A 22,039-nucleotide genomic window follows, 5' to 3' on the forward strand; every position below is an offset into this window, starting at 1 on the left:
GTTTTTTAGGATAGCTAATACTCCTACATAGGTAGCAGATTACAAATCTGCCTTAGTCAGCAGTTCTGCAGCGGATTGATATCCGCCACAGAACTGAAAGAGATTACTTTTTATTAAAACATTTCACCTTTTTCCTGTTCTTCTTCAAAGTGTTCACCCTTTTGGGCTTCCTGCGCCTCATACTGTGCCTGAGCTGCACGCTGCTGAGCCTCACGTGCTTTAGCCTCAGCCGCCAGTCGGGCTTTTTCTGCTCTTATTCGTGCCAGTTCAGCCTCTTCTTCTGCCCGTTTCTGCGCCGCCAAAGCTTCCTCTTCGGCACGTTTCTTAGCAGCCTCGGCTTCAGCTATCGCCTTCTGTCGCGCACGTTCTGCAGCCTCAGCTGCAGCTTTGGCTTCAGCTTCAGCACGTTCACGAGCCATACGGAGAAGCATTTCCCTACGCTTAACCAGAAGATCAAACATGATGCCCGCAGCCTCATCCGGCGCAACCTTATCGCCTAACTGAGTTCGAACTTCCTGATATTCTGCCAACATCTTATCCCTGCCAGGTTCTCCCGGAAGAATCTGATAAAGTTCGTTGGCAATACCATCAACCGTAAAGCGGTCGGCAAGCATCTCCGGCACAATCTCCTTATTGGCGATAAGATTCACCAGCGAGATAAACTTCACTTTGATGATATGCTTGAAACCGAAACGGATGAGATGAGGTACAGGCGTTTCATAACATACCACCTGAGGCACATCGAAAAGAGCCGTCTCTAAAGTTGCAGTACCACTGGTAACAAGAGCTGCCGTAGCATGCGACAAGAGCGGATAAGTCTTGTTACGCACCAGTTTGACCGGTGTACCTTTGATAAACTTCTCATAGTATGCATCGTCTATCGAAGGAGCACCGGCAAGCACCATCTGATAATCTTCAAAACGCTCAGCCACCTCAATCATCGCCGGCAGATTGTCTTTGATTTCCTGCAGACGGCTTCCTGCCAGCAAAGCGATAACAGGGCGATAAGTGTCAAGATTATTCTCCTGACAGAATTCCGTAAAACTCTGATGATATCCCGATTTGAACTCCCCTACTTCCTGAGCCGTAGGATTACCTACATAGTGAATAGGATAACGGTGCTTCTTTTCGAAGAACGGCACCTCGAATGGCAAGATTGAGAAGAGTTCAGCGATATCACGTTTGATGCTGCGGATCCGCCACTCCTTCCATGCCCATATCTTAGGAGAAATGTAATAATAGGCAGGGATATTAGTGTTCTTTTTCAAGAACTTAGCTATCTTGAGATTAAATCCCGGATAATCTACCAGTATCACTACATCCGGCTTCCATTTCACAATATCTTCCTTGCATCTCTTCATGTTCGAAAAGATGGTACCCAAATGTAGCAGTACAGGCACAAAACCCATATAAGCCAACTCCTTAAAATGCTTGACGCGAGTGCCACCTTCAGCAGCCATCAAATCACCGCCGAAGAAACGGAATTCAGCAAACTCGTCTATTTTTTTCAACGAGCGCATCAATCTGCTGGCATGCAAATCTCCACTAGCCTCGCCTACTATCAGGTAATACTTCATAATTCAAAATTCTTTAACCAATCATAATCCGTTACATCAATCTTAGTTGGGGTAATAGCGATGTAACCATGATTCACAGCCCACTGGTCGGTATCCGTTGCCTCCGGTTCGTCATTACGGTATTCACCCACCATCCAATAATAATCATATCCATGCGGATGAGTGCGATGATCCACCTCATTGATCCAGGAGCCATGAGTCATCCGGCAGCCCTTGAAACCCTTGAACGGAGGCAAAGCCGGGAAGTTGACATTCAGACAGGTATATTCTGGCAATCCCTTCTCCAGCACCAGCTTAACAACCTTCAGTACCCCATCGTGCAAAGGAGTGAGATCAGCATTTTCATCATAATTGCAACTGCTGAAGGCTATGCTTGGAATATGCTGCATACAACCCTCCTTAGCTACGCCCATAGTTCCCGAATAATGATTATTCACGCTCGAATTGTCACCATGATTGATACCGCCGATAATCAGATCAGGCTTGCGATCTGCAAGAAACTGATCCAACGCCAGTTTCACACAGTCAACCGGTGTGCCGCTACATGACCAAACCTCCACATCATTCCCCATATTGTGGCGACGCTTCAGGCGCAAGGGAGTAGTAGCCGAGAAGGCACAGGCGAATCCCGAACGGGCACTTTCCGGTGCTACAACCAGCAGGTCGCACCAGTCTTTCAGAAAGTTCACCAGGGTCTTGATTCCATTGGCATGATAGCCATCATCATTCGAAATTAATACTAACGGTTTCTTATTTTCCATAAAAATATCTTTCTTTTTGGTGCAAAAGTACGAAAAAACCTTTAAAGATAGCGACTTTCTCACAATATTTTTGTATCTTTGCCGAAAATTTACTAAGAAAATGGGAAAAATCATCGCATTAGCTAACCAAAAAGGCGGTGTAGGAAAGACTACTACCACCATTAACTTGGCAGCATCGCTTGCCACGCTAGAGAAAACTGTACTCGTAGTGGACGCCGACCCACAGGCAAACGCTTCCAGTGGATTGGGCGTGGACATCAGCGAGGTAGACTGCTCGCTCTACGAATGCATCATCGACCATGCAGACGTGCGCGATGCTATCTACACCACCGACATTGATGGACTCGACATCATTCCTAGTCATATTGACCTGGTAGGTGCCGAGATAGAGATGCTGAATCTCAAAAATCGCGAAAAGGTGATTAAGACATTGCTGCAGCCTATCCGTGACGAATACGACTACATCCTGATAGACTGTTCGCCTTCGCTCGGCCTCATCACCGTCAATTCGTTGACGGCTGCCGACAGTGTCATCATCCCAGTTCAATGTGAATATTTCGCTCTTGAAGGTATCAGCAAATTGCTTAACACCATCAAGATCATCAAGAGCAAGCTGAATCCGAAACTCGAGATAGAAGGTTTCCTGCTCACCATGTATGATAGTCGTCTACGCCTTGCCAACCAGATATACGACGAGGTGAAACGCCACTTCCAGGAATTGGTGTTCAAGACCGTAATCCAGCGCAACGTGAAGCTGAGCGAGAGTCCGAGCCATGGTCTCCCAGTTATCCTTTACGATGCAGAAAGCAATGGAGCCAAGAACCATCTGGCCTTGGCAAAGGAGATTATCAACAAGAATAGTTAAGATTTGGAAATTGAACCCTTTTAGAAAGTTCAATGTTCAAAATTAAAAGTAAAAAAATGGCAGTACACAAGAAATACAACAACGGTACAAAGAGCAACGCTTTAGGACGCGGACTCGACGCCCTCATCTCTACCGAGGGAGTGCGCACCCAGGGCAGCAGTACCATCAATGAAATTCCTCTCGACCAGATTGAGGCGAATCCCAATCAGCCACGCCGGGAGTTTGACGACGAAGCCCTACATGAGCTCGCCGAAAGCATCAAGGCCATAGGCATCATCCAGCCTATCACCTTAAGACAGGTTTCAGAAAACAGATTCCAGATTATCGCCGGTGAACGCCGCTGGCGCGCTTCACAACTTGCGGGGCTGACAGCTATCCCTGCATACATCCGCACCATCAGCGATGAGAACGTAATGGAAATGGCGCTCGTAGAGAATATCCAGCGCCAAGACCTCAACGCCATAGAAATAGCACTCGCCTACGAACACCTTCTGGAAAACGAGGGTATGACACAGGAGAAAATTTCAGAACGTGTGGGCAAGAGCCGTGCAGCCATCGCCAACTATCTGCGACTGCTCAAACTTCCTGCCCAGGTGCAGATGGCACTACAGAAGAAAGAAATCGACATGGGTCATTGCCGTGCCCTACTGGCCCTCGACTCACCTTCGCTGCAAATCAAGTTGTTCAAGGAGATACAGAAGAACGGCTACTCAGTAAGAAAGGTTGAAGAGATGGTACAGCGACTCAAGAGCGGAGAAGACATCGAGAGCGGTAAGAAAACCATCACGGCTAAGGCTCAGATGCCTGAGGAATTTACACAACTCAAAAAACGCCTGTCACAGTTTCTCAATACCAAAGTGCAGTTCACCTGCTCTGCTAAGGGCAAGGGAAAAATCAGCATTCCATTCGCCAACGAAGAGGAGCTGGAGCACATCATGAATGTTTTCGATCAGTTAAAGCAAGAATAAAAGTGAAACTCAGTATATCACAAATCTGTTTGGCAACCCTGCTGCTTCTGGCACCGATGGGCGCACAGGCACAGAAGTCGAAACAAAAAAAACAAGTGACCGATGTGCCAACCATTGCATCAGCCGACTCGGCAAAAATAGCCATAGACTCGATGCTTACCGCACAAGACAGCAGCAAACTGGCAAGCCTCAACCAACCAGCAAAGCCTGTACGCAAAAAGCGCAACTGGGCAACCTGGCGACCTGATACCAAGCGTGCCATGTGGTTGGCACTTGTATTACCTGGTGCCGGACAGATATACAATCGCAAATATTGGAAACTGCCTTTCATCTATGGCGGTTTCGTAGGCTGTACATACGCCATCACCTGGAACAACCAGATGTATCACGACTATTCGCAAGCCTACATGGATATTATGGACAATGACCCAAACACCCAAAGCTACAATCAATTTCTGCACTTGGGTGCCCAGATCAACGAATCGAACATAGAACGCTATAAGGAAATCTTCCGCAAGCGAAAAGATAAATATCGCCGTTGGAGAGACTTGGGAACCTTCGTCATGATAGGCATCTATGCCTTCTCAGTGATTGATGCCTACGTAGATGCATCGCTCTCGGAATTTGACATCTCCGATGATCTCTCGCTCAGAATAGAGCCTACCATGCTGAATAACGGCAACAAGACTGCCAATCCGCTGCGGTCTGGAAGCCTCGGCGTAAGTTGCTCACTCACATTTTAATGCGTGAGGAGTTAGAATACACCTATATATATTATAACGCAAAATAGAAATTAGAAACATAGACGAGATAAAACATCAATATGAAGAAAATACTAGTCATGGCAGCAGCGATGCTGTTCAGCTTACAAGGCATTCATGCCCAAACCGACGTTACAGAAGAAACAGATAACGATGATATCATCACCGTTACCGACAAAGACGGAAAGCAGGAGGAAATCGAAGTACCTGAGGGAATGGAAGATAACCTCGACAGCCTGCTCCACCTTTACAATGCACAGACTTACATGATGGCAGATACAACCTGCAAATACCGCGATGTAAACCCTGTCTTCGAGAAGGAAGTGTATATCGACCGTCTGAAGAGAATGCCTACCATCATCGAAATGCCATACAATGAGGTAGTACAGAAATTCATAGACCGTTACAGCGGTAAACTACGCCGTTCGGTAAGTTTTATGTTGGGAGCAAGTAACTTCTACATGCCTATTTTCGAAGAGGCATTAGAGGCTTACAACCTGCCACTGGAATTGAAATATCTGCCAGTTATCGAATCGGCACTCAACCCTAAAGCAGTATCACGCGTTGGTGCCACAGGTTTATGGCAGTTTATGCTGCCTACCGGCAAGCGATATGGACTGGAAGTAAACTCACTCATCGATGAACGCCGCGACCCGGTAAAAGCATCCTATGCAGCCGCTCACTATCTGAGCGACCTGTACAAGATATTCGACGATTGGAGTCTCGTGATTGCAGCTTACAACTGCGGTCCAACCAATATCAACAAGGCCATCCATCGTGCAAAAGGCAACGCCGACTACTGGAACATCTATCCATATCTACCAAAGGAAACACGTGGATATGTACCAGCTTTCATCGCTGCCAACTACATCATGAACTACTACTGCGATCATAACATCTGCCCTATGGTAAGCGAACTGCCAGTAAAGACAGACACTATCGTAGTATCAAAAGATATCCACCTGGAGCAGATTTCCAAAGTGCTGAACATCAACATCGAGCACCTGCGCAATCTGAATCCACAGTATCGTCATGATATCATCAACGGATTGAACCATCCGATGGTATTGCGTCTTCCATCTACCCTCATCGGTAGTTTCATCGACCAGCAGGACAGCATCTGTGCTTACAGAGCCGATGAACTCTTCCAGAAGCGCGCTACAGTAGATGTCAACGATGCACAGCCTACCTATAGCCGCCCACGAAGCAGCTACAGTCGCCACAGCGCTTCTTCACGCAGCAAGAAGAGCAGCAAGCGAGGCAGAAACAGAAAACAAGGCAGCAAGAGTGTTACCATCAAGAATGGTGATACCCTTTCTGAAATAGCAGCACGCCACGGAACAACCGTTAAGAAACTGCGCAAACTGAACGGCATCAAGGGTAACAGTATCCGTGCCGGAAAGAAAATCAAAGTGAAATAAAAGAACTACGTCCGCTGTAGTTTTTTCAGTCTAATTAAGAACATTATTATTGGAGGGACCCACTATGGATGACCAGAACTTGAAAGACCTCGAAAGAGAGCAGGCTGACAACCAGTTGATTGGCGATGCCTTTCAACACCTGCTTGACACCTACCTGAGTTCGCGACACCGCAAGAAGGTAGATATAGTGACCAAGGCATTCAACTTCGCCCGACAGGCGCACAAAGGTGTGCGCCGCCTTTCGGGCGAACCATATATCATGCACCCTATCGCCGTGGCTCAGATAGCCTGCGAGGAGATGGGGCTCGGCTCAACGAGCATCTGTGCCGCACTGCTTCATGATGTGGTAGAAGATACCGACTACACAGTAGAAGATATCTCAAACATCTTTGGAGCCAAGGTGGCACAAATCGTTGATGGACTCACCAAAATCAGTGGTGGAATCTTCGGCGATAAGGCATCAGCCCAGGCAGAAAACTTCAAAAAACTGTTGCTCACTATGAGCGATGACATCCGTGTTATCCTTATCAAGATTTGCGACCGCCTGCACAACATGCGCACGCTGGAATCGCAACCGGCCAACAAACAATACAAGATTGCGGGCGAAACCTTGTATATTTATGCACCTCTCGCCAACCGATTGGGCTTGAACAAAATCAAGACCGAACTCGAAGACCTCAGTTTCCGCTACGACCATCCACAGGAGTATGCCAATATTGAGCATAAACTTGCCGATACCGAATCGCAGCGCGATACCCTCTTCGAGAGTTTTACAGCACCTATCCGCGAAGAACTCGACAAGTTAGGTGTAGAATACAAGATTAAAGCACGTGTGAAGAGCCCTTATTCTATTTGGAACAAGATGCAGAACAAGCACGTTACCTTCGATGAGATTTACGACATTCTTGCTGTGCGCATCATCTTTACGCCAAAGGTGAGAGCAAACGAAGTAAACGAATGCTTCAATATCTACGTAGCCATCAGCAAAATCTACAAGAGCCATCCAGACCGTCTGCGCGACTGGTTGAACCATCCGAAAGCAAACGGTTATCAGGCACTCCACGTTACCCTGATGAGTAAGCAGGGAAGATGGATAGAAGTGCAGATCCGTTCCGACCGTATGGACGAGGTAGCAGAAAAGGGGTTTGCTGCCCACTGGAAATACAAAGAAGGAAACGAAGGTGAATATACAGAAGATGAGAACGAACTGAACGACTGGCTCAGCACCATCAAGGAGATTCTGGACGATCCGCAGCCGGATGCCATGGACTTCCTCGATGCTATCAAGTTGAACCTCTATGCTTCAGAAATCTTCGTCTTCACACCAAAGGGAGAAATCAAGACGATGCCGGCAGGCTGTACTGCCCTCGACTTCGCCTTCCAGATTCATACCTTCCTGGGCAGCCACTGTATCGGAGCCAAGGTAAACCATAAGCTTGTTCCGCTGAGCCATAAGCTGCAAAGTGGCGACCAGGTTGAGATTCTTACTTCCAAGAGCCAGCATGTACAGGAAGAATGGGTAAACTTCGTCAGTTCAGCCAAAGCAAAGAGCAAGATTCTGGCCATCCTGCGCCGCGATTCACGAGAGGTTCAGAAAAAGGGAGAAAACATACTCACCGAATGGCTCAAGAAGAACAGCATTGAGATGAGTGCATCGGTGGTAGACCGCCTATGCGATTTTCATAATATCCAGAAGCCTGAAACCCTCTTCCAGTCATTGGGAGACCATCAGATTATCCTAGGCGATAAAGATTTCGATGAGTTGCAGGGCAAGCCTAAAAAACAGCAGGCCAGCAGCTGGCGCAATTATATCCCATTCCTGGGCAAGAGCAAGGAGAAGGCTCAAGAAAAAGGCATCGTGAAGCCTCAGGATCTTTTCGTGGTGGGCAAAGACTTCAACAAGAAGAAGCCACTCATCCTGACCGAGGAGAACATCAACCAGTTTATCTTCCCTAGCTGCTGCCATGCGATTCCTGGTGATGACGTTATGGGCTTTATCGACAACAAGAACCGCATCGAAATACATAAGCGCTCTTGCAGCATAGCAGCCAAACTGAAGTCCAGTTTCGGCAACCGCATCGTAGATGCCAAATGGGATATGCACAAGCAGATACTCTTCGATGCAACCATCGAAATCAAGGGTATCGACCGTAAGGGCATGCTGCTGGATGTAAGTAAGGTGATTAGTGACCAGTTAGGCATCAATATCCACAAGATAACAATCAGTAGTGATAACGGCATCTTCGACGGAACCATCGAACTCCGTGTTCACGACCGCGAAGAAGTTAAGACCATTATGAACCAACTCCGAAATATTGATGATCTGCAGGAAGTACAGAGAATCCTGTAACTTAGGAGTTTATGATAATAAAGAAAAGATAAATAATAGAGAATCGCCGGATTTAAAATCTGGCGATTCTCTATGAAATCATACAGATTTCAACATCTTATAAAAACAGATTCAAAACAACAAGCTTAAAAACAATATGAAAAAATTATTCTTATCATTTTTAATGATGTTGACTCTGTTGCCTCTGGCAGCAGCCAACAAGTATGACAACCCCGACACGATTGTAGTATCCCGTGATGGTACCGGCGAATTCCGTACCATCGACGAAGCCATCGAAGTATGTCGTGCTTTCATGGATTACAGCAAGGTAATCTATGTTAAGAAAGGCGTGTACAAGGAGAAACTCATCCTCCCTTCATGGCTCACCAACATCACCATCTGTGGTGAAGACCGTGATAACACGATCATCACATGGGACGATCATGCCAACATCAAGATGCCTGTAGGTGGACTCGATTCAGAAGCTGCAGTAAAGGGCAAACCGATGGGCACATTCCGCACTTATACCCTGAAGGTACAGGGCAGTTACATCACCCTGAAGAACATCACCATCGAGAACAATGCAGCCAAACTGGGTCAGGCTGTCTCCCTGCATCTTGAAGGCGATCATATCCTGGTTCAGAACTGCCGTCTGCTGGGCAATCAGGATACCGTTTATACAGGTATAGCCAACAACCGTTCAGCCTTCTATGATTGCTACATCGAAGGAACCACCGATTTCATCTTTGGTCCGGGAAGAGCATGGTTTGAGAATTGTGAGATTCGCAGCAAGGCCAACAGCTACATCACAGCTGCATCCAGTCCTGCCGGTCAGGAATATGGCTATGTATTCAACAAGTGCAAGCTTACCGCCGAGCCAGGTGTAGACAAGGTTTATCTGGGCCGTCCATGGCGCTCATATGCAGCTACCCTCTTCATGAATTGCGAAATGGGCAGCCACATCCGTCCAGAAGGATGGCACAACTGGGGCAAGCAGAGCAACGAGCAGACAGCCCGCTACAGCGAATATAACAACCACGGTGCAGGTGCTGCAACCAAGGCACGCGTAGCCTGGAGCCGTCAGCTCACCAAGAAAGAAGCTGCTAAAGTTACCATCAAGAATGTCTTCGGCGAAGAAGCGTGGTAACCCTAGCTAATCATAAAGTTCAAAGTTCAAAGCTCAAAGTTCAAAGCTCAAAGTCTTAAACCAGTCCATCGAGCTGCTTTTTGAGTTCTTTGAGCTGGTCTCTTACAGAAATAAGGGTGTCGAGAACTTCAGAAGATTTCTCGGCACCCGTTCTGTTTTGGTTCAGATACTTACGGGCAGCCGCAATCTTCAATCCCTTCACCTTGATAAGGTTGTAGATGAGCCTTACCTGCTCAATATCCTTATCAGTATACTGACGCACTTTGTTGCCAGCAACCTTCGGCTTGAGAAAAGGAAACTCCTTTTCCCAATATCTCAACGTTGAGTCGTTTAGACCAAACATTTCACCTACTTCCTTGATAGAATAGTACAATTTCGTTGTTTTATCTGGAATTATTGCCATTTTTTCCGTCTTTAATTTCAAAAATAATTAATTTAGTTGCAAAATTAAACAATTCTTCTTATCTTTGCAAAGATTTTCGGAAGAAAATGCCCTAAAGGGCAAAAATATTTTCTGAGAGGACTCTCAATCCCCTCTCCAAAACAGGAAAAAGAAATTAAAGATAAATATAAAAAAGATATGATGACAGCTAATGAAGTGCGCGAATCCTTCAAGAAATTCTTCGAAGGTAAAGGCCACAAGATTGTTCCATCAGCACCTATGGTTATCAAGGATGACCCAACGCTGATGTTTACAAACGCTGGTATGAACCAGTGGAAAGACATCATCCTCGGTACGAAAGACCCAGGCAAGGATGTTCGTCGTGTTGATACTCAGAAATGTCTCCGTGTAAGCGGTAAGCACAACGACCTCGAAGAGGTGGGTCACGATACTTACCACCACACCATGTTCGAGATGCTCGGTAACTGGAGCTTCGGCGACTACTTTAAGGAGGGTGCCATTGATTTGGCATGGGAGTATCTTACTGAAGTTTTGAAACTCAACCCTGCCGATCTCTACGTTACCGTATTCGAGGGTAGCAAGGAGGAAGGTCTGGAACGCGACAACGAGGCTGCAGGTTACTGGGCTAAGCACGTGCCAGCCGACCACATCATCAACGGTAACAAGCACGACAACTTCTGGGAGATGGGCGAAACAGGTCCTTGCGGTCCTTGCTCAGAGATTCACGTGGATTCTCGTACTCCAGAGGAGAAGGCTCAGGTGCCAGGCCGTGAGTTGGTAAACAAGGATAACCCTCAGGTCATCGAAATCTGGAACATCGTGTTCATGCAGTACAACCGCAAGGCTGACGGTTCTCTCGAACCTCTCCCAATGCACGTTATCGATACAGGTATGGGCTTCGAGCGCTTGGTTCGCATGTTGCAGGACAAGCACTCTAACTATGATACTGATATCTTCCAGCCAATCATCAAGGAAATCGAGGCTATCTCTGGCAAGAAGTATGGCTTCACTACTCCTACAGGTAAGAATGGCGAGGGCAAGGATGAGCAGGAGAAGATTGATATCGCTATGCGTGTCTGCGCCGACCACCTCCGTGCCGTAGCCTTCTCTATCGCCGATGGTCAGTTGCCAAGCAACGCCAAGGCAGGTTACGTAATCCGACGTATCTTGCGCCGTGCCGTACGTTACGCTTACACATTCCTCGACCAGAAGCAGGCATTCATGTACAAGCTCGTCAATGTATTGGTAGAGCAGATGGGTGCAGCCTTCCCAGAGTTGCCAGCTCAGCAGGAACTCATCACCCGCGTGATGAAAGAGGAAGAGGATTCATTCCTCCGCACCTTGGAGAAGGGTATCAACCTCCTCAATGGCGATATGGACGAGCTCAAGGCTCATGGCGAGACTCAGCTCGACGGCGTGAGCGCATTCCGCCTCTTCGATACCTATGGTTTCCCTCTCGACCTGACAGAGCTTATCTGCCGTGAGAAAGGTTACACCGTAGATGCTGCAGGCTTCGACGAGGAGATGAAGAAGCAGAAAGAGCGTGCCCGCAATGCTGCTGCCGTAGAGAACGGTGACTGGGAAGTTTTGAAGGAAGGCGACCAGAACTTCGTAGGTTACGACTATACAGAATATGAGTGCCACATCCTGCGCTACCGCAAGGTGACTCAGAAGAAGAACTCTTTCTATGAGTTGGTACTCGACAACACTCCATTCTATGGTGAGATGGGTGGACAGGTTGGCGACAAGGGTGTACTCGTTAGCGAGGATGAGACCATCCAGGTTATCGACACCAAGCGCGAGAACAACCAGAGCATCCACATCGTAAAGGAGTTGCCAAAGGATGTAAACGCTGATTTCATGGCTTGCGTAGATATCGAGAACCGCGAGGGAAGTGCAGCCAACCATACAGCTACCCACTTGCTCGACTACTGCCTGAAGCAGGTTTTGGGCGACCACGTAGAGCAGAAGGGTTCTTATGTAGATAAGGACACCTTGCGTTTCGACTTCTCTCACTTCCAGAAGGTAACTGATGAGGAGCTCCGCAAGGTAGAGCACATGGTAAACGAGATGATCCGTGCCGACTATCCATTGGATGAGCACCGCGATACTCCTATCGAGGAGGCTAAGGAGCTTGGCGCAATCGCCCTCTTCGGCGAGAAGTATGGCGACAAGGTTCGTGTGGTTCGCTTCGGTCCATCAGCCGAGTTCTGTGGTGGTATTCACGCCAAGAGCACCGGTAAGATTGGTTTCTTCAAGATTATCTCTGAGAGCAGCGTAGCAGCCGGCATCCGCCGTATCGAAGCATTGACAGGCAAGGCTTGCGAGGAGGCTATCTACGGTTTGCAGGATACCATCGTAGCGTTGAAGGGCTTGTTCAACAACGCCAAGGATCTCGAGGGTGTTATCAGAAAGTACATCGACGAGCACGATGCCTTGAAGAAGGATGTTGAGAAGTTCCAGGCTCAGGCTGTAGAGCGTGCCAAGGATAAGCTTGTAGAGAATGCAAGAGAAATCAACGGCGTAAAGGTTGTTACAGCCGTATTGCCAATGGAGCCAGCAGCTGCCAAGGATTTGGTATTCAAGGTTCGCGAGGCATTGCCAGAGAACATGATCTGCGTGGTAGGTTCTGTTTATAACGATAAGCCTATGCTCAGCGTAATGTTCAGCGATGATATGGTTAAGGATCACGGCTTGAACGCAGGTAAGATGATTCGCGAAGCTGCCAAGTTGATTCAGGGCGGCGGTGGCGGTCAGCCTCACTATGCCCAGGCTGGCGGTAAGAACAAAGACGGCTTGAGCGCTGCTGTAGATAAGGTTGTAGAGTTGGCTCAGCTGTAATAAGCTTCCACATTTGAATATATGATAGAGTTATCTTAACTCTTATATATAATAAGGTATAAAGGGTTGCAATCCATCTTTTCGAGGATTGCAGCCCTTTTTCTGTTGACATTAAAGGGGTCTCCATATCATAATTATCAATTTATGATAATCATCAAATGATAAAATTCCTTATTTCATTATCATTTTATGATAATCACTTTATGATAATCGGAATAAAAGTTGTATCTTTGCAGAAGATAAGCTGCACTCGGCAATTTGTAAGCAAGCTTACATTGCGCTCGTTTGCATTATCTTTGCAGCCGTTGAATATATAATAAGGTATAGATATGGTAATGAAGAATCCTTTTGTCACAAATGGTTACGCCGGTCCGGAATACTTCTGCGACCGTGTGGAAGAAACCCAGCACATCACAGAGATGCTGACCAATGAGAATAACATGGCTCTGATTTCCCCTCGACGCATCGGAAAGACAGAGCTGATTCACCATTGCTTTGCCCAGCCAGTCATCCAAAAAGATTATTATACTTTTATCATAGACATCTATTCAACCAATTCCGTCAGCGATCTGGTCAATATGTTCGGCAAAGCCATTATTGATGAACTTCGCCCTAAAGGCAGAAGCGCTTGGGAGAAATTCCTGATAGCACTCTCTTCTCTCCGTTCAGAAATCTCTTTCGATATCAACGGGGCTCCTGTTTGGGGAATAGGCATCGGCAACATAGTAAATCCCGAAATTACGCTTGATGAGATATTCTCTTATCTCAACCAAGCCGACAAGCCATGTCTTGTTGCCATCGACGAGTTTCTGCAAATCACCAACTATGCCGACAACCGCATAGAAGCTTTACTCCGTACCTACATTCAGCGTTGCACCAATGCCCACTTCATCTTCTCGGGTTCTCACCGCCATCTGATGGCAGAAATGTTCACATCTCCTGCCCGCCCATTCTATCAGAGCGTGACGCTGATGAACCTGAAGCCTCTGGATGTGGAGAAATACAAGGAGTTTGCCACAGCCAAGTTCGAGGAGCGCAACAAACATCTAGATACTGCCATTATCGGAGAACTCTTCGCCCGTTTCGGTGGTGTCACTTCATACATCCAGCGAGTAATGAATGTTCTCTTCCTCAAGACTCCCGAACAAGGTACCTGCACTCTGGATATGGTAGATGACGCCATCAACTACAATCTCAACATGGCATCAGACACCTACGAGACCCTTCTACGCCAGATGCCGGAAAAGCAGCGCAATGTCTTCATCGCCATCTCTGCAGAGGGCGAAGCCAGAAGCGTAAAGAGCGGAGCCTTTGCCAAGAAATATCATCTCCCGTCGCCAAGCTCTGTAAATTCCGCCCTGAAGGGATTGCTGGAGAAGGATTTCATCACCCAGCAGGATGATGCCTACGTGGTATATGACAAGTTCTTCGATTTGTGGCTGAAGAAGTATCTGAAATAGTATAAGGTGATTCCAATATTTTTGTTACCTTTGCACCCAAATTTAAATACATATTAATATGGCTATTATAATGACTGTAGAGGGAAAGACTCCTCAATGGGGAAAGAATTGTTTTATCGCTGAGAACGCAGTACTGACCGGCGACTGTATTCTTGGTGATGACTGCAGCATCTGGTATAGTGCGGTATTGCGCTCTGACGTGGATGCCATCAGATGTGGAAACAGGGTAAATGTGCAGGATTGCGCCTGCATCCATCAAACCGGTACGATGCCTTGCATTCTGGAGGATGATGTATCAGTGGGACATGGTGCCATCGTCCACGGAGCCACAGTCAGAAAAGGCGCACTCATCGGTATGAATGCCACCGTGCTAGATAAGGCTGATATTGGCGAAGGAGCTATCATTGCTGCAGGTGCTGTAGTTACCCATGGCACCAAGGTTCCTGCACATGAGATTTGGGCGGGTATTCCAGCCAAGAAGGTGAAAGCTTGCGCTCCCGGACAAGCCGAAGAATTTGCCAAGCATTATTCCGGATACATCAAAGACTGGTATCTGAAGGAAGATTAATTGTTACAACGAGCATTTAATATCATTGAAACGATACCATCTATAAGTTATAAAAACTAAAAATAGATAACTTTTATCACTTATAAGTGAAACTTTTCGTATATTTGCAGAAAATTTCATTTATAAGTGATAAAAATATGGCAACTATTATTCGTCAATCATATATCGACAAGATAGAAAGGTATCTTGGTAAGGAGACTATCATCGTATTAGTAGGTCAACGTCGTGTAGGAAAAAGCTACATGATGAAGATGATTCGTGACCGTAAGAAGGCAGATGACTGCAACAATATCATCTTTATAGATAAGGAGAAAAGAGAGTTTGACAACATTCAGACCTATCAGGATCTCAACGACTATATCGGAGAGCACTTTTTATCCGATAAACATAACTATATCCTTATCGATGAGATACAAGACATCAGGGAATTTGAACGCTCCATCCGAAGTTATCGCACAGAACCCAACACCGACATTATCATCACAGGTAGCAATGCTCGCATGCTGAGCAATGAACTGAGCACTCTTATCGGTGGCAGATATAAGGAAATCTATATCCAATCGCTGAGCTATAACGAGTTTCTGGAATTTCATCAACTATCAGATAATGACGAAGCACTTGCTCTGTACATTCAGTATGGTGGTCTGCCTGGTCTGGCAAAGATAGGTCTTGAAGAGGATGATGCACGTGAATATCAAATGGATATTTACCATACCGTCTTACTTAAGGATGTCATCATGCGCAACCAGATAAGAAACGTGCCATTTTTAGAGAACCTGGTGCGTTTCCTTGCTGATAATACAGGTAAACTCATTTCAGCCAACAGTATCTCCAAATATATGAAATCTCAAGGAGAATCCATTGCTTCGGCAGCTATCACCAATTACATATCCTTCCTTTGTGAAGCCTATATCCTGCACAAGGTGAACCGCTATGACATCCACGGCAAACGTATCTTTGAAACCAACGATAAGTTTTATTTTGAAGACAACGGCATTAGAAATGCCATTGCCGGGGGAACACGTGAAGGAGACATTGAGAAAGTGATAGAGAATATCATCTATCAGAACCTCATACGCTTGGGCTATCAAGTTTATGTAGGACAACTGCAAGCTGGAGAAATCGACTTTGTTTGTACCAAGCCAGGAGGCGAACGCATCTACGTGCAAGCTTCCTATATCATAGCCGACGATGCAACCAGAGAGCGTGAGTTTGGCAATCTCCGTGCCATCAAGGACAACTACCCGAAGTACGTTATCTCCATGACCCCTCTGCTCACCAAAAATGATGATGACGGCATCACGCACCTGCATCTTCGCAAATTCCTGACAGAAGGAATATAAAAACGATAGAGCAAAACTATTACATAGCCATTGCCATAACCTTCGGGGCACTCTCAACGGTAATCAATTGCGCACACAGTGTATTCGCATTTTGAACCCCCAAAAATCCTTAATGACCGAAAATGACCGTGACCTTAATGACCGGAATTCTCGGTAGAACGAAAAAGACCGCTCTCCTCGTATTGAAGTGAGCGGTCGTTTTTCATTTATGATTGAGTCTGCTTATTATAATAAGGTGGACTCCATGTTTTTTATCCCATGCAGCTCGTTACTCCGAGCGTAGTAGCGATAGCGGTCAGTATGCTGATGGCTATCTGAAGAATTGTTTTCCAAGTGTTCGCTTTCATTTTTTTTGAATGTTGAATGTTGAGTGTTGAATGTTGACTTTTTTGGGGGTGGATAGGCTTGGCTAGGGGCTAGCACCCTAGCCAGTCTATCCTTGGACTATTCAAGGCCGTCGCCAGTATCGTCCTTGCCGGTAGTACCGCCGCCAGATTCAGAGCCTTGGCCTTCGCTGCCGGTCTGGCCGGTGTTTGAACCACCTGGGGTAGAACCGCCTGGCGTATTATCCGGAGTAGTTGGCGCGTTGAGGTCAACGTTGGTCTTACCCTCCTTAATCGCCTTGATAACGGCTGCCTGAGCACTACGGCTGGCTACGAGGTTGAACTCGGCGTCATCGCGAAGGTTCTTGAACTCCTGACCTGGCTCCCACTGAACCTTCACACCGGTGATGTTCTGTGCGGTGAACTTGTCGGCATCCTCGGCACCCTTTGAGGTGAGAAGGAGAGAGAAATCACCGAGGTCGCCCAGACGGATTTTCTTGCCCTCAAGCAACATCTCACGCATGCAGTCTACGGCAATGTAGAGGATGGCGCTGATGTCGGCTCTCGAATAAACACTACCATGAGAGGTGATGTGCTTAGCAAACTTCTCGATGGTCATGATGTCGGTGTACTGTGAGATGGCGAAAGCGTTCTGCTTCTCGGTCTTCACGAGTTCCAGGTCCTTTGGGTCAGGGGTCTTACCCTCCTTCTTTGCCTGGTTGATGCGTGACTTAGCCTGGTTGATTTCCAGAAGATTTGCGTTCACGCTACGCATTACGATGCTGTAATTAATCATACTATGTTATGCTTTAAAGAGTTTATTTAATCACAATTTCCCAGATGCTTTTTCTTGTCCTTTTCAGAGTCTTCATTGATGACCGGCGCCTGTCATCTTTTGTTCCCTGTCTCGGTCTTCATAGATGACCGCCTTTAGGTACAAAATAGCTTTCTTTCGATTGCTGGTGCAAAGGTACGAAAAAGCGCTGTAGGAAGCAATACTTTTCCGGCCACTTGAATTCAGTTTTCCGGAATCTTGTGAAATGGAGCCTTTCGAGAGTAGGTGAAGAGATTCATGGCAACGGGCTGCATCCGGTCATTAGTGACCGGTCATTATCGGTCATTAAGAAAAAACACTTCCGGTCATTTAGCCCCTATAATATATATTAAATATTTTAATATTATATTATAGCTCTCTTTTTCGCCCCCGAAAACCTTAATGACCGAAAATGACCGGGCATTAATGACCGGATTTTGAGGCTTTAATTAATACTCTTTTAATGCTAGCACTGTACTTGTAATTTGTTCTGCATTAATGATTTATAATAAAGCATTTTTATTTTTGTCTGTATATAAATGTATAGGAATAAGCTACATATGTCAGCGTCCTTTCCCTACAATGTTGTTGCTTCTTTGCCCCACTTTTCGCCTTCCCTTCGCTCTCATTTCTGCCATAAATGCCCTTTCTTTGGAGCATGAATTGATGTGAGGAAGAGCATTTTTGCGTTTTTCCCTTTGGAAATCTATAAAACCACTTTGATATCAGTTCTTTTGCTTCTTTATATAGAAGAGTAAAAATATCGAACATAACTATCATAAGTATGTTTTATATCATTATCCTTTGCATAGTTTCTTCCTTTACTATTGCTCTGTTTTGGGCGGTAAGCATTATTTACATAATCAGCTTTTATACTTATTTCCTTGTATAAAAGGTTAAAATCCCTAGGTAAGTCTTTTTCTACATTTTTGTGTTAATATTTATAATAAAATGTAGATGTTTCGCAATTATTTTGTACCTTTGAAGGCAATTCTGCTATAAAAAGCAGGCTATAAATATAAAATTCAAACTTGAATAAACTTATAAACAAATAAATAAACATAGAAGACCATGTCTGGATTTGCAATTTACAACTACAATTTCTTACGCATCATAAGACCTAACGAAGAATATCAACTTGAGTTCCCCGACTGGGTAAAAGTAAATGTGCAAGAATCATTTGAAAATCGCCAGCAATTGCTTGAAGAGCTTTTGCTGACTGATTTCGAGAAACCATTCCCGTTTGAGAATGCCAGAAAGAAACCATACTGGCACAAACAAATAGTGAAACCACAAGATAATGTCTATGTAATGCGTGTGGCAAATGTTACAAACGTAACGATTACCGACGAACACCTGAAGTCTCAAAAATATGCTGATTATAGAAATTGTCTGGTCATCATCGACAATCGCCCAGGAATCCAACGCATCGCCATAGAGCGAAAATCTACGGCTTTCAGCCATACAAAAACTGTGGCTAATATTCTCGAAGCATCCTTCTGCAAACTGCTGAAGAGTAAACTGTTGAAGGTTGAACTATCTGCGGTTTACAGTTCGAATGTGTTTTGGGATATGCTGAAAAAATACCCTAATGGCTTCAGTAAAGTGACTTTTCATTTCCCTCATCTCAATTTAGATCGTCTGACCAAAGTGATGGATAAATATCTCAAAACTGCCCGTGAGGATTGGGATAGTGATCTTGATTTTACATTCGGTGCAAACGAAGGTGGTGCGGTAAAAATCGATCCGGAAAATTCGCGCCAGACTGCACTTATTGCAGGCGCATCAGGAGCGGGAGCATGGATAAAGATGCTTCCAAATGGTGAAAAAGGAAAGGCTATATTATGCGGCAAAAACCAATTCGTGGTGCGTGAACTCGATTCTGAGGTGTTTAATAATCTGGTAATCGGAGCACAGCCGATTCCTGGCATGGGACAATCTGCTATGGATAAGGTGAAGAGTTTTATGAAGGATATGCCGGATACATTTACTCATTAAGCTGATTAGGGGATGGAAAAGTTTGAACGTTTTTCGGAGGAGAGACTTACCTCCTTACGTGCCCGTTATAGGGGCGATGATTTGTTTAGAACCTGGACATGGATTCTCTGTTTGCTTGAGCAACAACTGAATGGTCTAAATGCTGTAGAAGTATGGAGTGAAACGGAAATGATTCGCCAGAAGCTGTCTGCAATCAAGGAACATCGTGATAATGAGGTAGAATTTCTTTATGGAGATCTCGTGAAACGGCACCAGTCTGAGTCCACCGCCATAATCATTCTTACGGTTCTATTCACCCAGATGTGTGATGCAGCACCAGATGAAGAGGATGATGCTGCCGAGCGTAATCCTAACCGGGCTGTCTGTATGGTCTTGGCTCGTCGTTTGAAGAATAAGCCTTTTTTTGTGAAATTAATCGCGGCATATAAAAGCAGACGCTACGATAACGAGGGAAATAAGATTATTTTACCCGTAACAGACTATTTGAATGTGAAATCTCCTTTGGAATTGATGGACGAAGAAGCTAAGGTAAAGGTGGAGAGATGGGTAGAAGAGATAGAGAAACTCACACGGGGAATCAGAGGCTTTCTGAATATAGACTGGGATGTTTACAAAAATATTTGGAGGAATATTTGTGCTGAACAAGAAATTTCCCTTTTGCTCAAAAAGGAACAACCTCGAAACAATAAATGGGGTCATAATCTGAAGCTAGTAGCGAATGTTCTTGGCATATTGCATGTTACTCCTTATGGTGATGGTTTCGTGTTAGCAGGAAGTATCCAAACAATCAGCGATGCAGTAGGAGTGAACGTGAGAGCCTATATTGGAAACCATGCCGATTTTGGATCCAGTAATACTACTTTAACCAAAGAAATGCATGCTAAAATAAAGCAATTCATATTATCTGCAATCGGATAAAAAGCAGCTGTTACAGATAAAGATAATGAGGGCGTTGATGGAATAATTCTGTCAGCGCCCGCTTTCTGTCTGATTACCAGCAGATAAGTTGCTGATAAGAAATAGCCTCTTAATTTTTTTATGCGTATTTTTATCTACAGACTAATATTCTTATCTTTGCGCTCGGATTTGGGAATCAGTTTCTCATTTCCGAGTTTTTTTATTTTAGTATTAACCTGAGCGGAGGCGGGGAACCTCACAACGTGATTGAAGATGGCCATCGGGAATCCACGGCTTCTCTCGCAAACCGATCAGGAATCATGGCAGAAAAAAAACATCAGCTTACGGCTCTGGGCATTGCCTATGAAGCCGTCATCAAGTTGGGCTATACGCACAGCAAACTGGCAAGGCTCGACAGCAGCATCAACTATCCTACGCTGAGGAATATCAGAGACGGGAAGAAGATGAAGAAAGCTACGGAGCGGTTCTATCTGAAACTCTTCTTCGACCTTATTAATAAGGAATATGAACGGCGAATGGCCTGTGGGGGCGACGGAGCCGTCAGCCTGCTTATCGTGATGAAAAACATCCTTGAAGCAGAGCTGAAATAAAAAGTGGTGAAAAGATGAGGGGGCATTCTTTCACCAACTATTCCGCCGCATCGAAAGTGTTGCTATCTTTGCACCAGCTTTAGCAAGGTTGGGCGGATTAAAGAAAACCTTAAAGGAAGGTTAGACCTTGCGGTTTATAGATTATGAACGGAATGTTTATGAGAGTGGTGCAGCAGGGCGAGGCTTTCGCTGTACAGAGTCAGAAAAGTGAGAACGGACAGATGATGAAATGCAACATCGTTCTCCAGGAGATGGGCGGCAAGTATGAGAACCAGTATGCTGCGGCAATGCTGGGTAATATGGCCCAGTGTAAGTATGCTCAGGGCGAACTGGTGGCGGTAACGCTCCGGTTTACGACTCGTGAGTATAATGGTCAGGTTTATCAGGATATCCTGGTTACGGACATTGAGAAACTTGGCAAGTAATTAATCTTGAATTGAAATAGGTGGCGTGAGAATTGTCCCGGGATAATTTGCGCAAACTGAAACTTACGACACTTCTTTCGTTCATCTTCAATTTTAATTTAAGATTTTATGAGTGCAAAGAAAAATAATAAGGTTCAGAACAATGTTCAGAACCAGCAGGTGAATAATAACGGCTGCCAGCATGTGCAGCTCGGTGGAATGGCTTACTATGATGATAAGCAGTATTTCCTCTTCAGTCCTGATTCTGTAAATCAGGGTGTTGTAGAAGCTTTTCGCCGTCATGGCGTGGCTCAGCAAATGCAAGACGGAACATTTGATTTCGTAGCAGTTTCTAAGCCGAAAAGCCAGTCGGAACTGATTAAGAAACTGGCGCATGGTCGTTTGAGCAAGACCAAGGATGGGGCTATTCAGCTCACGCTGAAGGTGTTCTGCCATGAGGGACTCAACATCGCCCAAACGCTGACTGTTGAGTCAGCAGAAGGGGCTGATGCTTTAGTGGATTATCAATTAAAACGATAAGTAATAAG

The 22,039-nt window shown here is 45.5% G+C and carries 19 protein-coding genes and 1 pseudogene; 15 read left to right on the plus strand and 5 right to left on the minus strand.

The window, feature by feature from the left end; all coding sequences use genetic code 11:
* Nucleotides 1-437: 437 nt before the first annotated feature.
* Together lpxB and surE are read right to left on the minus strand one after the other, a co-directional pair.
* A pseudogene (lpxB, locus tag ONT19_RS08145) lies at nt 438-1,577 on the minus strand (lipid-A-disaccharide synthase); the annotation flags it as partial.
* On the minus strand, nt 1,574-2,338 hold the full coding sequence (surE, locus tag ONT19_RS08150) for a 5'/3'-nucleotidase SurE (protein ID WP_254970111.1): 765 nt from the start codon (nt 2,336-2,338) through the stop codon (nt 1,574-1,576). The gene surE and the pseudogene lpxB, both read right to left, overlap by 4 nt.
* A 100-nt stretch (nt 2,339-2,438) precedes the next feature.
* Here surE and ONT19_RS08155 point away from each other — a divergent pair, with 100 nt between their 5' ends.
* The 6 genes from ONT19_RS08155 (at nt 2,439) to ONT19_RS08180 (ending at nt 9,829) form a co-directional block, all read left to right on the plus strand.
* Complete coding sequence (locus tag ONT19_RS08155) at nt 2,439-3,203, plus strand: ParA family protein (protein WP_117586026.1); 765 nt, start codon at nt 2,439-2,441, stop codon at nt 3,201-3,203.
* Between the two features lie 56 nt (nt 3,204-3,259).
* Nucleotides 3,260-4,171 (plus strand): ParB/RepB/Spo0J family partition protein, encoded by a 912-nt coding sequence (locus tag ONT19_RS08160; RefSeq protein ID WP_264952761.1) that lies wholly within the window; start codon nt 3,260-3,262, stop codon nt 4,169-4,171.
* A 56-nt stretch (nt 4,172-4,227) separates the two neighbouring features.
* Nucleotides 4,228-4,914, plus strand: coding sequence for a DUF5683 domain-containing protein (locus ONT19_RS08165; RefSeq protein ID WP_264953088.1), 687 nt, complete (start codon nt 4,228-4,230; stop codon nt 4,912-4,914).
* 80 nt (nt 4,915-4,994) lie between these two features.
* Nucleotides 4,995-6,353, plus strand: coding sequence for a lytic transglycosylase domain-containing protein (locus ONT19_RS08170; protein ID WP_264952760.1), 1,359 nt, complete (start codon nt 4,995-4,997; stop codon nt 6,351-6,353).
* A gap of 64 nt (nt 6,354-6,417) precedes the next feature.
* Nucleotides 6,418-8,703: a RelA/SpoT family protein gene (locus ONT19_RS08175; protein WP_118150974.1), complete on the plus strand. Its 2,286-nt coding sequence runs from the start codon at nt 6,418-6,420 to the stop codon at nt 8,701-8,703.
* A gap of 136 nt (nt 8,704-8,839) precedes the next feature.
* The gene (locus ONT19_RS08180) at nt 8,840-9,829 is read left to right on the plus strand and encodes a pectinesterase family protein (RefSeq protein WP_264952759.1); all 990 of its coding nucleotides are present in this window, start codon (nt 8,840-8,842) and stop codon (nt 9,827-9,829) included.
* Nucleotides 9,830-9,884: 55 nt separating this feature from the next.
* Here ONT19_RS08180 and ONT19_RS08185 read toward each other — a convergent pair whose 3' ends face one another.
* Nucleotides 9,885-10,232, minus strand: a complete 348-nt coding sequence (locus ONT19_RS08185) for a MerR family transcriptional regulator (protein WP_022121419.1) — start codon at nt 10,230-10,232, stop codon at nt 9,885-9,887.
* 177 nt (nt 10,233-10,409) lie between these two features.
* Here ONT19_RS08185 and alaS point away from each other — a divergent pair, with 177 nt between their 5' ends.
* The 4 genes from alaS (at nt 10,410) to ONT19_RS08205 (ending at nt 16,444) form a co-directional block, all read left to right on the plus strand.
* On the plus strand, nt 10,410-13,073 hold the full coding sequence (gene alaS / locus ONT19_RS08190) for an alanine--tRNA ligase (protein ID WP_264952758.1): 2,664 nt from the start codon (nt 10,410-10,412) through the stop codon (nt 13,071-13,073).
* 335 nt (nt 13,074-13,408) lie between these two features.
* Nucleotides 13,409-14,533, plus strand: a complete 1,125-nt coding sequence (locus ONT19_RS08195; RefSeq protein WP_264952757.1) for an AAA family ATPase — start codon at nt 13,409-13,411, stop codon at nt 14,531-14,533.
* 58 nt (nt 14,534-14,591) lie between these two features.
* Complete coding sequence (locus ONT19_RS08200; RefSeq protein ID WP_264952756.1) at nt 14,592-15,101, plus strand: gamma carbonic anhydrase family protein; 510 nt, start codon at nt 14,592-14,594, stop codon at nt 15,099-15,101.
* A gap of 137 nt (nt 15,102-15,238) precedes the next feature.
* On the plus strand, nt 15,239-16,444 hold the full coding sequence (locus tag ONT19_RS08205) for an ATP-binding protein (protein ID WP_117727456.1): 1,206 nt from the start codon (nt 15,239-15,241) through the stop codon (nt 16,442-16,444).
* Nucleotides 16,445-16,695: 251 nt separating this feature from the next.
* On the opposite strand, the gene ONT19_RS08210 is transcribed toward ONT19_RS08205, so the two are convergent.
* Nucleotides 16,696-16,791, minus strand: coding sequence for a smalltalk protein (locus tag ONT19_RS08210; protein ID WP_153072405.1), 96 nt, complete (start codon nt 16,789-16,791; stop codon nt 16,696-16,698).
* Between the two features lie 97 nt (nt 16,792-16,888).
* The gene (locus ONT19_RS08215) at nt 16,889-17,563 is read right to left on the minus strand and encodes an HU family DNA-binding protein (protein ID WP_218434646.1); all 675 of its coding nucleotides are present in this window, start codon (nt 17,561-17,563) and stop codon (nt 16,889-16,891) included.
* 1,089 nt (nt 17,564-18,652) lie between these two features.
* Between ONT19_RS08215 and ONT19_RS08220 the strand changes: the two genes are divergently transcribed.
* The 5 genes from ONT19_RS08220 (at nt 18,653) to ONT19_RS08240 (ending at nt 22,031) form a co-directional block, all read left to right on the plus strand.
* Nucleotides 18,653-19,579, plus strand: coding sequence for a hypothetical protein (locus tag ONT19_RS08220; RefSeq protein ID WP_118066036.1), 927 nt, complete (start codon nt 18,653-18,655; stop codon nt 19,577-19,579).
* A gap of 12 nt (nt 19,580-19,591) precedes the next feature.
* Nucleotides 19,592-20,497, plus strand: a complete 906-nt coding sequence (locus ONT19_RS08225; protein WP_118066034.1) for a hypothetical protein — start codon at nt 19,592-19,594, stop codon at nt 20,495-20,497.
* A gap of 299 nt (nt 20,498-20,796) precedes the next feature.
* On the plus strand, nt 20,797-21,087 hold the full coding sequence (locus ONT19_RS08230) for a hypothetical protein (RefSeq protein ID WP_153083287.1): 291 nt from the start codon (nt 20,797-20,799) through the stop codon (nt 21,085-21,087).
* Nucleotides 21,088-21,230: 143 nt separating this feature from the next.
* Complete coding sequence (locus tag ONT19_RS08235) at nt 21,231-21,512, plus strand: DUF3127 domain-containing protein (RefSeq protein WP_118415287.1); 282 nt, start codon at nt 21,231-21,233, stop codon at nt 21,510-21,512.
* 108 nt (nt 21,513-21,620) lie between these two features.
* Complete coding sequence (locus tag ONT19_RS08240; RefSeq protein ID WP_118064065.1) at nt 21,621-22,031, plus strand: hypothetical protein; 411 nt, start codon at nt 21,621-21,623, stop codon at nt 22,029-22,031.
* Nucleotides 22,032-22,039: the final 8 nt, after the last annotated feature.

It is taken from the genome of Segatella copri (genome assembly GCF_026015625.1).
GTDB lineage: Bacteria > Bacteroidota > Bacteroidia > Bacteroidales > Bacteroidaceae > Prevotella > Prevotella copri_H.

Coding starts and splice junctions, on each gene's coding strand:
- ONT19_RS08165 (WP_264953088.1), top strand. CDS start 4,228: ATGGGCGCACAGGCACAGAAGTCGAAACAAAAAAAACAAGTGACCGAT.
- ONT19_RS08230 (WP_153083287.1), top strand. CDS start 20,797: ATGGCAGAAAAAAAACATCAGCTTACGGCTCTGGGCATTGCCTATGAA.
- ONT19_RS08170 (WP_264952760.1), top strand. CDS start 4,995: ATGAAGAAAATACTAGTCATGGCAGCAGCGATGCTGTTCAGCTTACAA.
- ONT19_RS08210 (WP_153072405.1), bottom strand. CDS start 16,791: ATGAAAGCGAACACTTGGAAAACAATTCTTCAGATAGCCATCAGCATA.
- ONT19_RS08220 (WP_118066036.1), top strand. CDS start 18,653: ATGTCTGGATTTGCAATTTACAACTACAATTTCTTACGCATCATAAGA.
- ONT19_RS08215 (WP_218434646.1), bottom strand. CDS start 17,563: ATGATTAATTACAGCATCGTAATGCGTAGCGTGAACGCAAATCTTCTG.
- ONT19_RS08155 (WP_117586026.1), top strand. CDS start 2,439: ATGGGAAAAATCATCGCATTAGCTAACCAAAAAGGCGGTGTAGGAAAG.
- alaS (WP_264952758.1), top strand. CDS start 10,410: ATGATGACAGCTAATGAAGTGCGCGAATCCTTCAAGAAATTCTTCGAA.
- ONT19_RS08185 (WP_022121419.1), bottom strand. CDS start 10,232: ATGGCAATAATTCCAGATAAAACAACGAAATTGTACTATTCTATCAAG.
- ONT19_RS08235 (WP_118415287.1), top strand. CDS start 21,231: ATGAACGGAATGTTTATGAGAGTGGTGCAGCAGGGCGAGGCTTTCGCT.
- ONT19_RS08160 (WP_264952761.1), top strand. CDS start 3,260: ATGGCAGTACACAAGAAATACAACAACGGTACAAAGAGCAACGCTTTA.
- ONT19_RS08225 (WP_118066034.1), top strand. CDS start 19,592: ATGGAAAAGTTTGAACGTTTTTCGGAGGAGAGACTTACCTCCTTACGT.
- surE (WP_254970111.1), bottom strand. CDS start 2,338: ATGGAAAATAAGAAACCGTTAGTATTAATTTCGAATGATGATGGCTAT.
- ONT19_RS08200 (WP_264952756.1), top strand. CDS start 14,592: ATGGCTATTATAATGACTGTAGAGGGAAAGACTCCTCAATGGGGAAAG.
- ONT19_RS08195 (WP_264952757.1), top strand. CDS start 13,409: ATGAAGAATCCTTTTGTCACAAATGGTTACGCCGGTCCGGAATACTTC.
- ONT19_RS08205 (WP_117727456.1), top strand. CDS start 15,239: ATGGCAACTATTATTCGTCAATCATATATCGACAAGATAGAAAGGTAT.
- ONT19_RS08240 (WP_118064065.1), top strand. CDS start 21,621: ATGAGTGCAAAGAAAAATAATAAGGTTCAGAACAATGTTCAGAACCAG.
- ONT19_RS08175 (WP_118150974.1), top strand. CDS start 6,418: ATGGATGACCAGAACTTGAAAGACCTCGAAAGAGAGCAGGCTGACAAC.
- ONT19_RS08180 (WP_264952759.1), top strand. CDS start 8,840: ATGAAAAAATTATTCTTATCATTTTTAATGATGTTGACTCTGTTGCCT.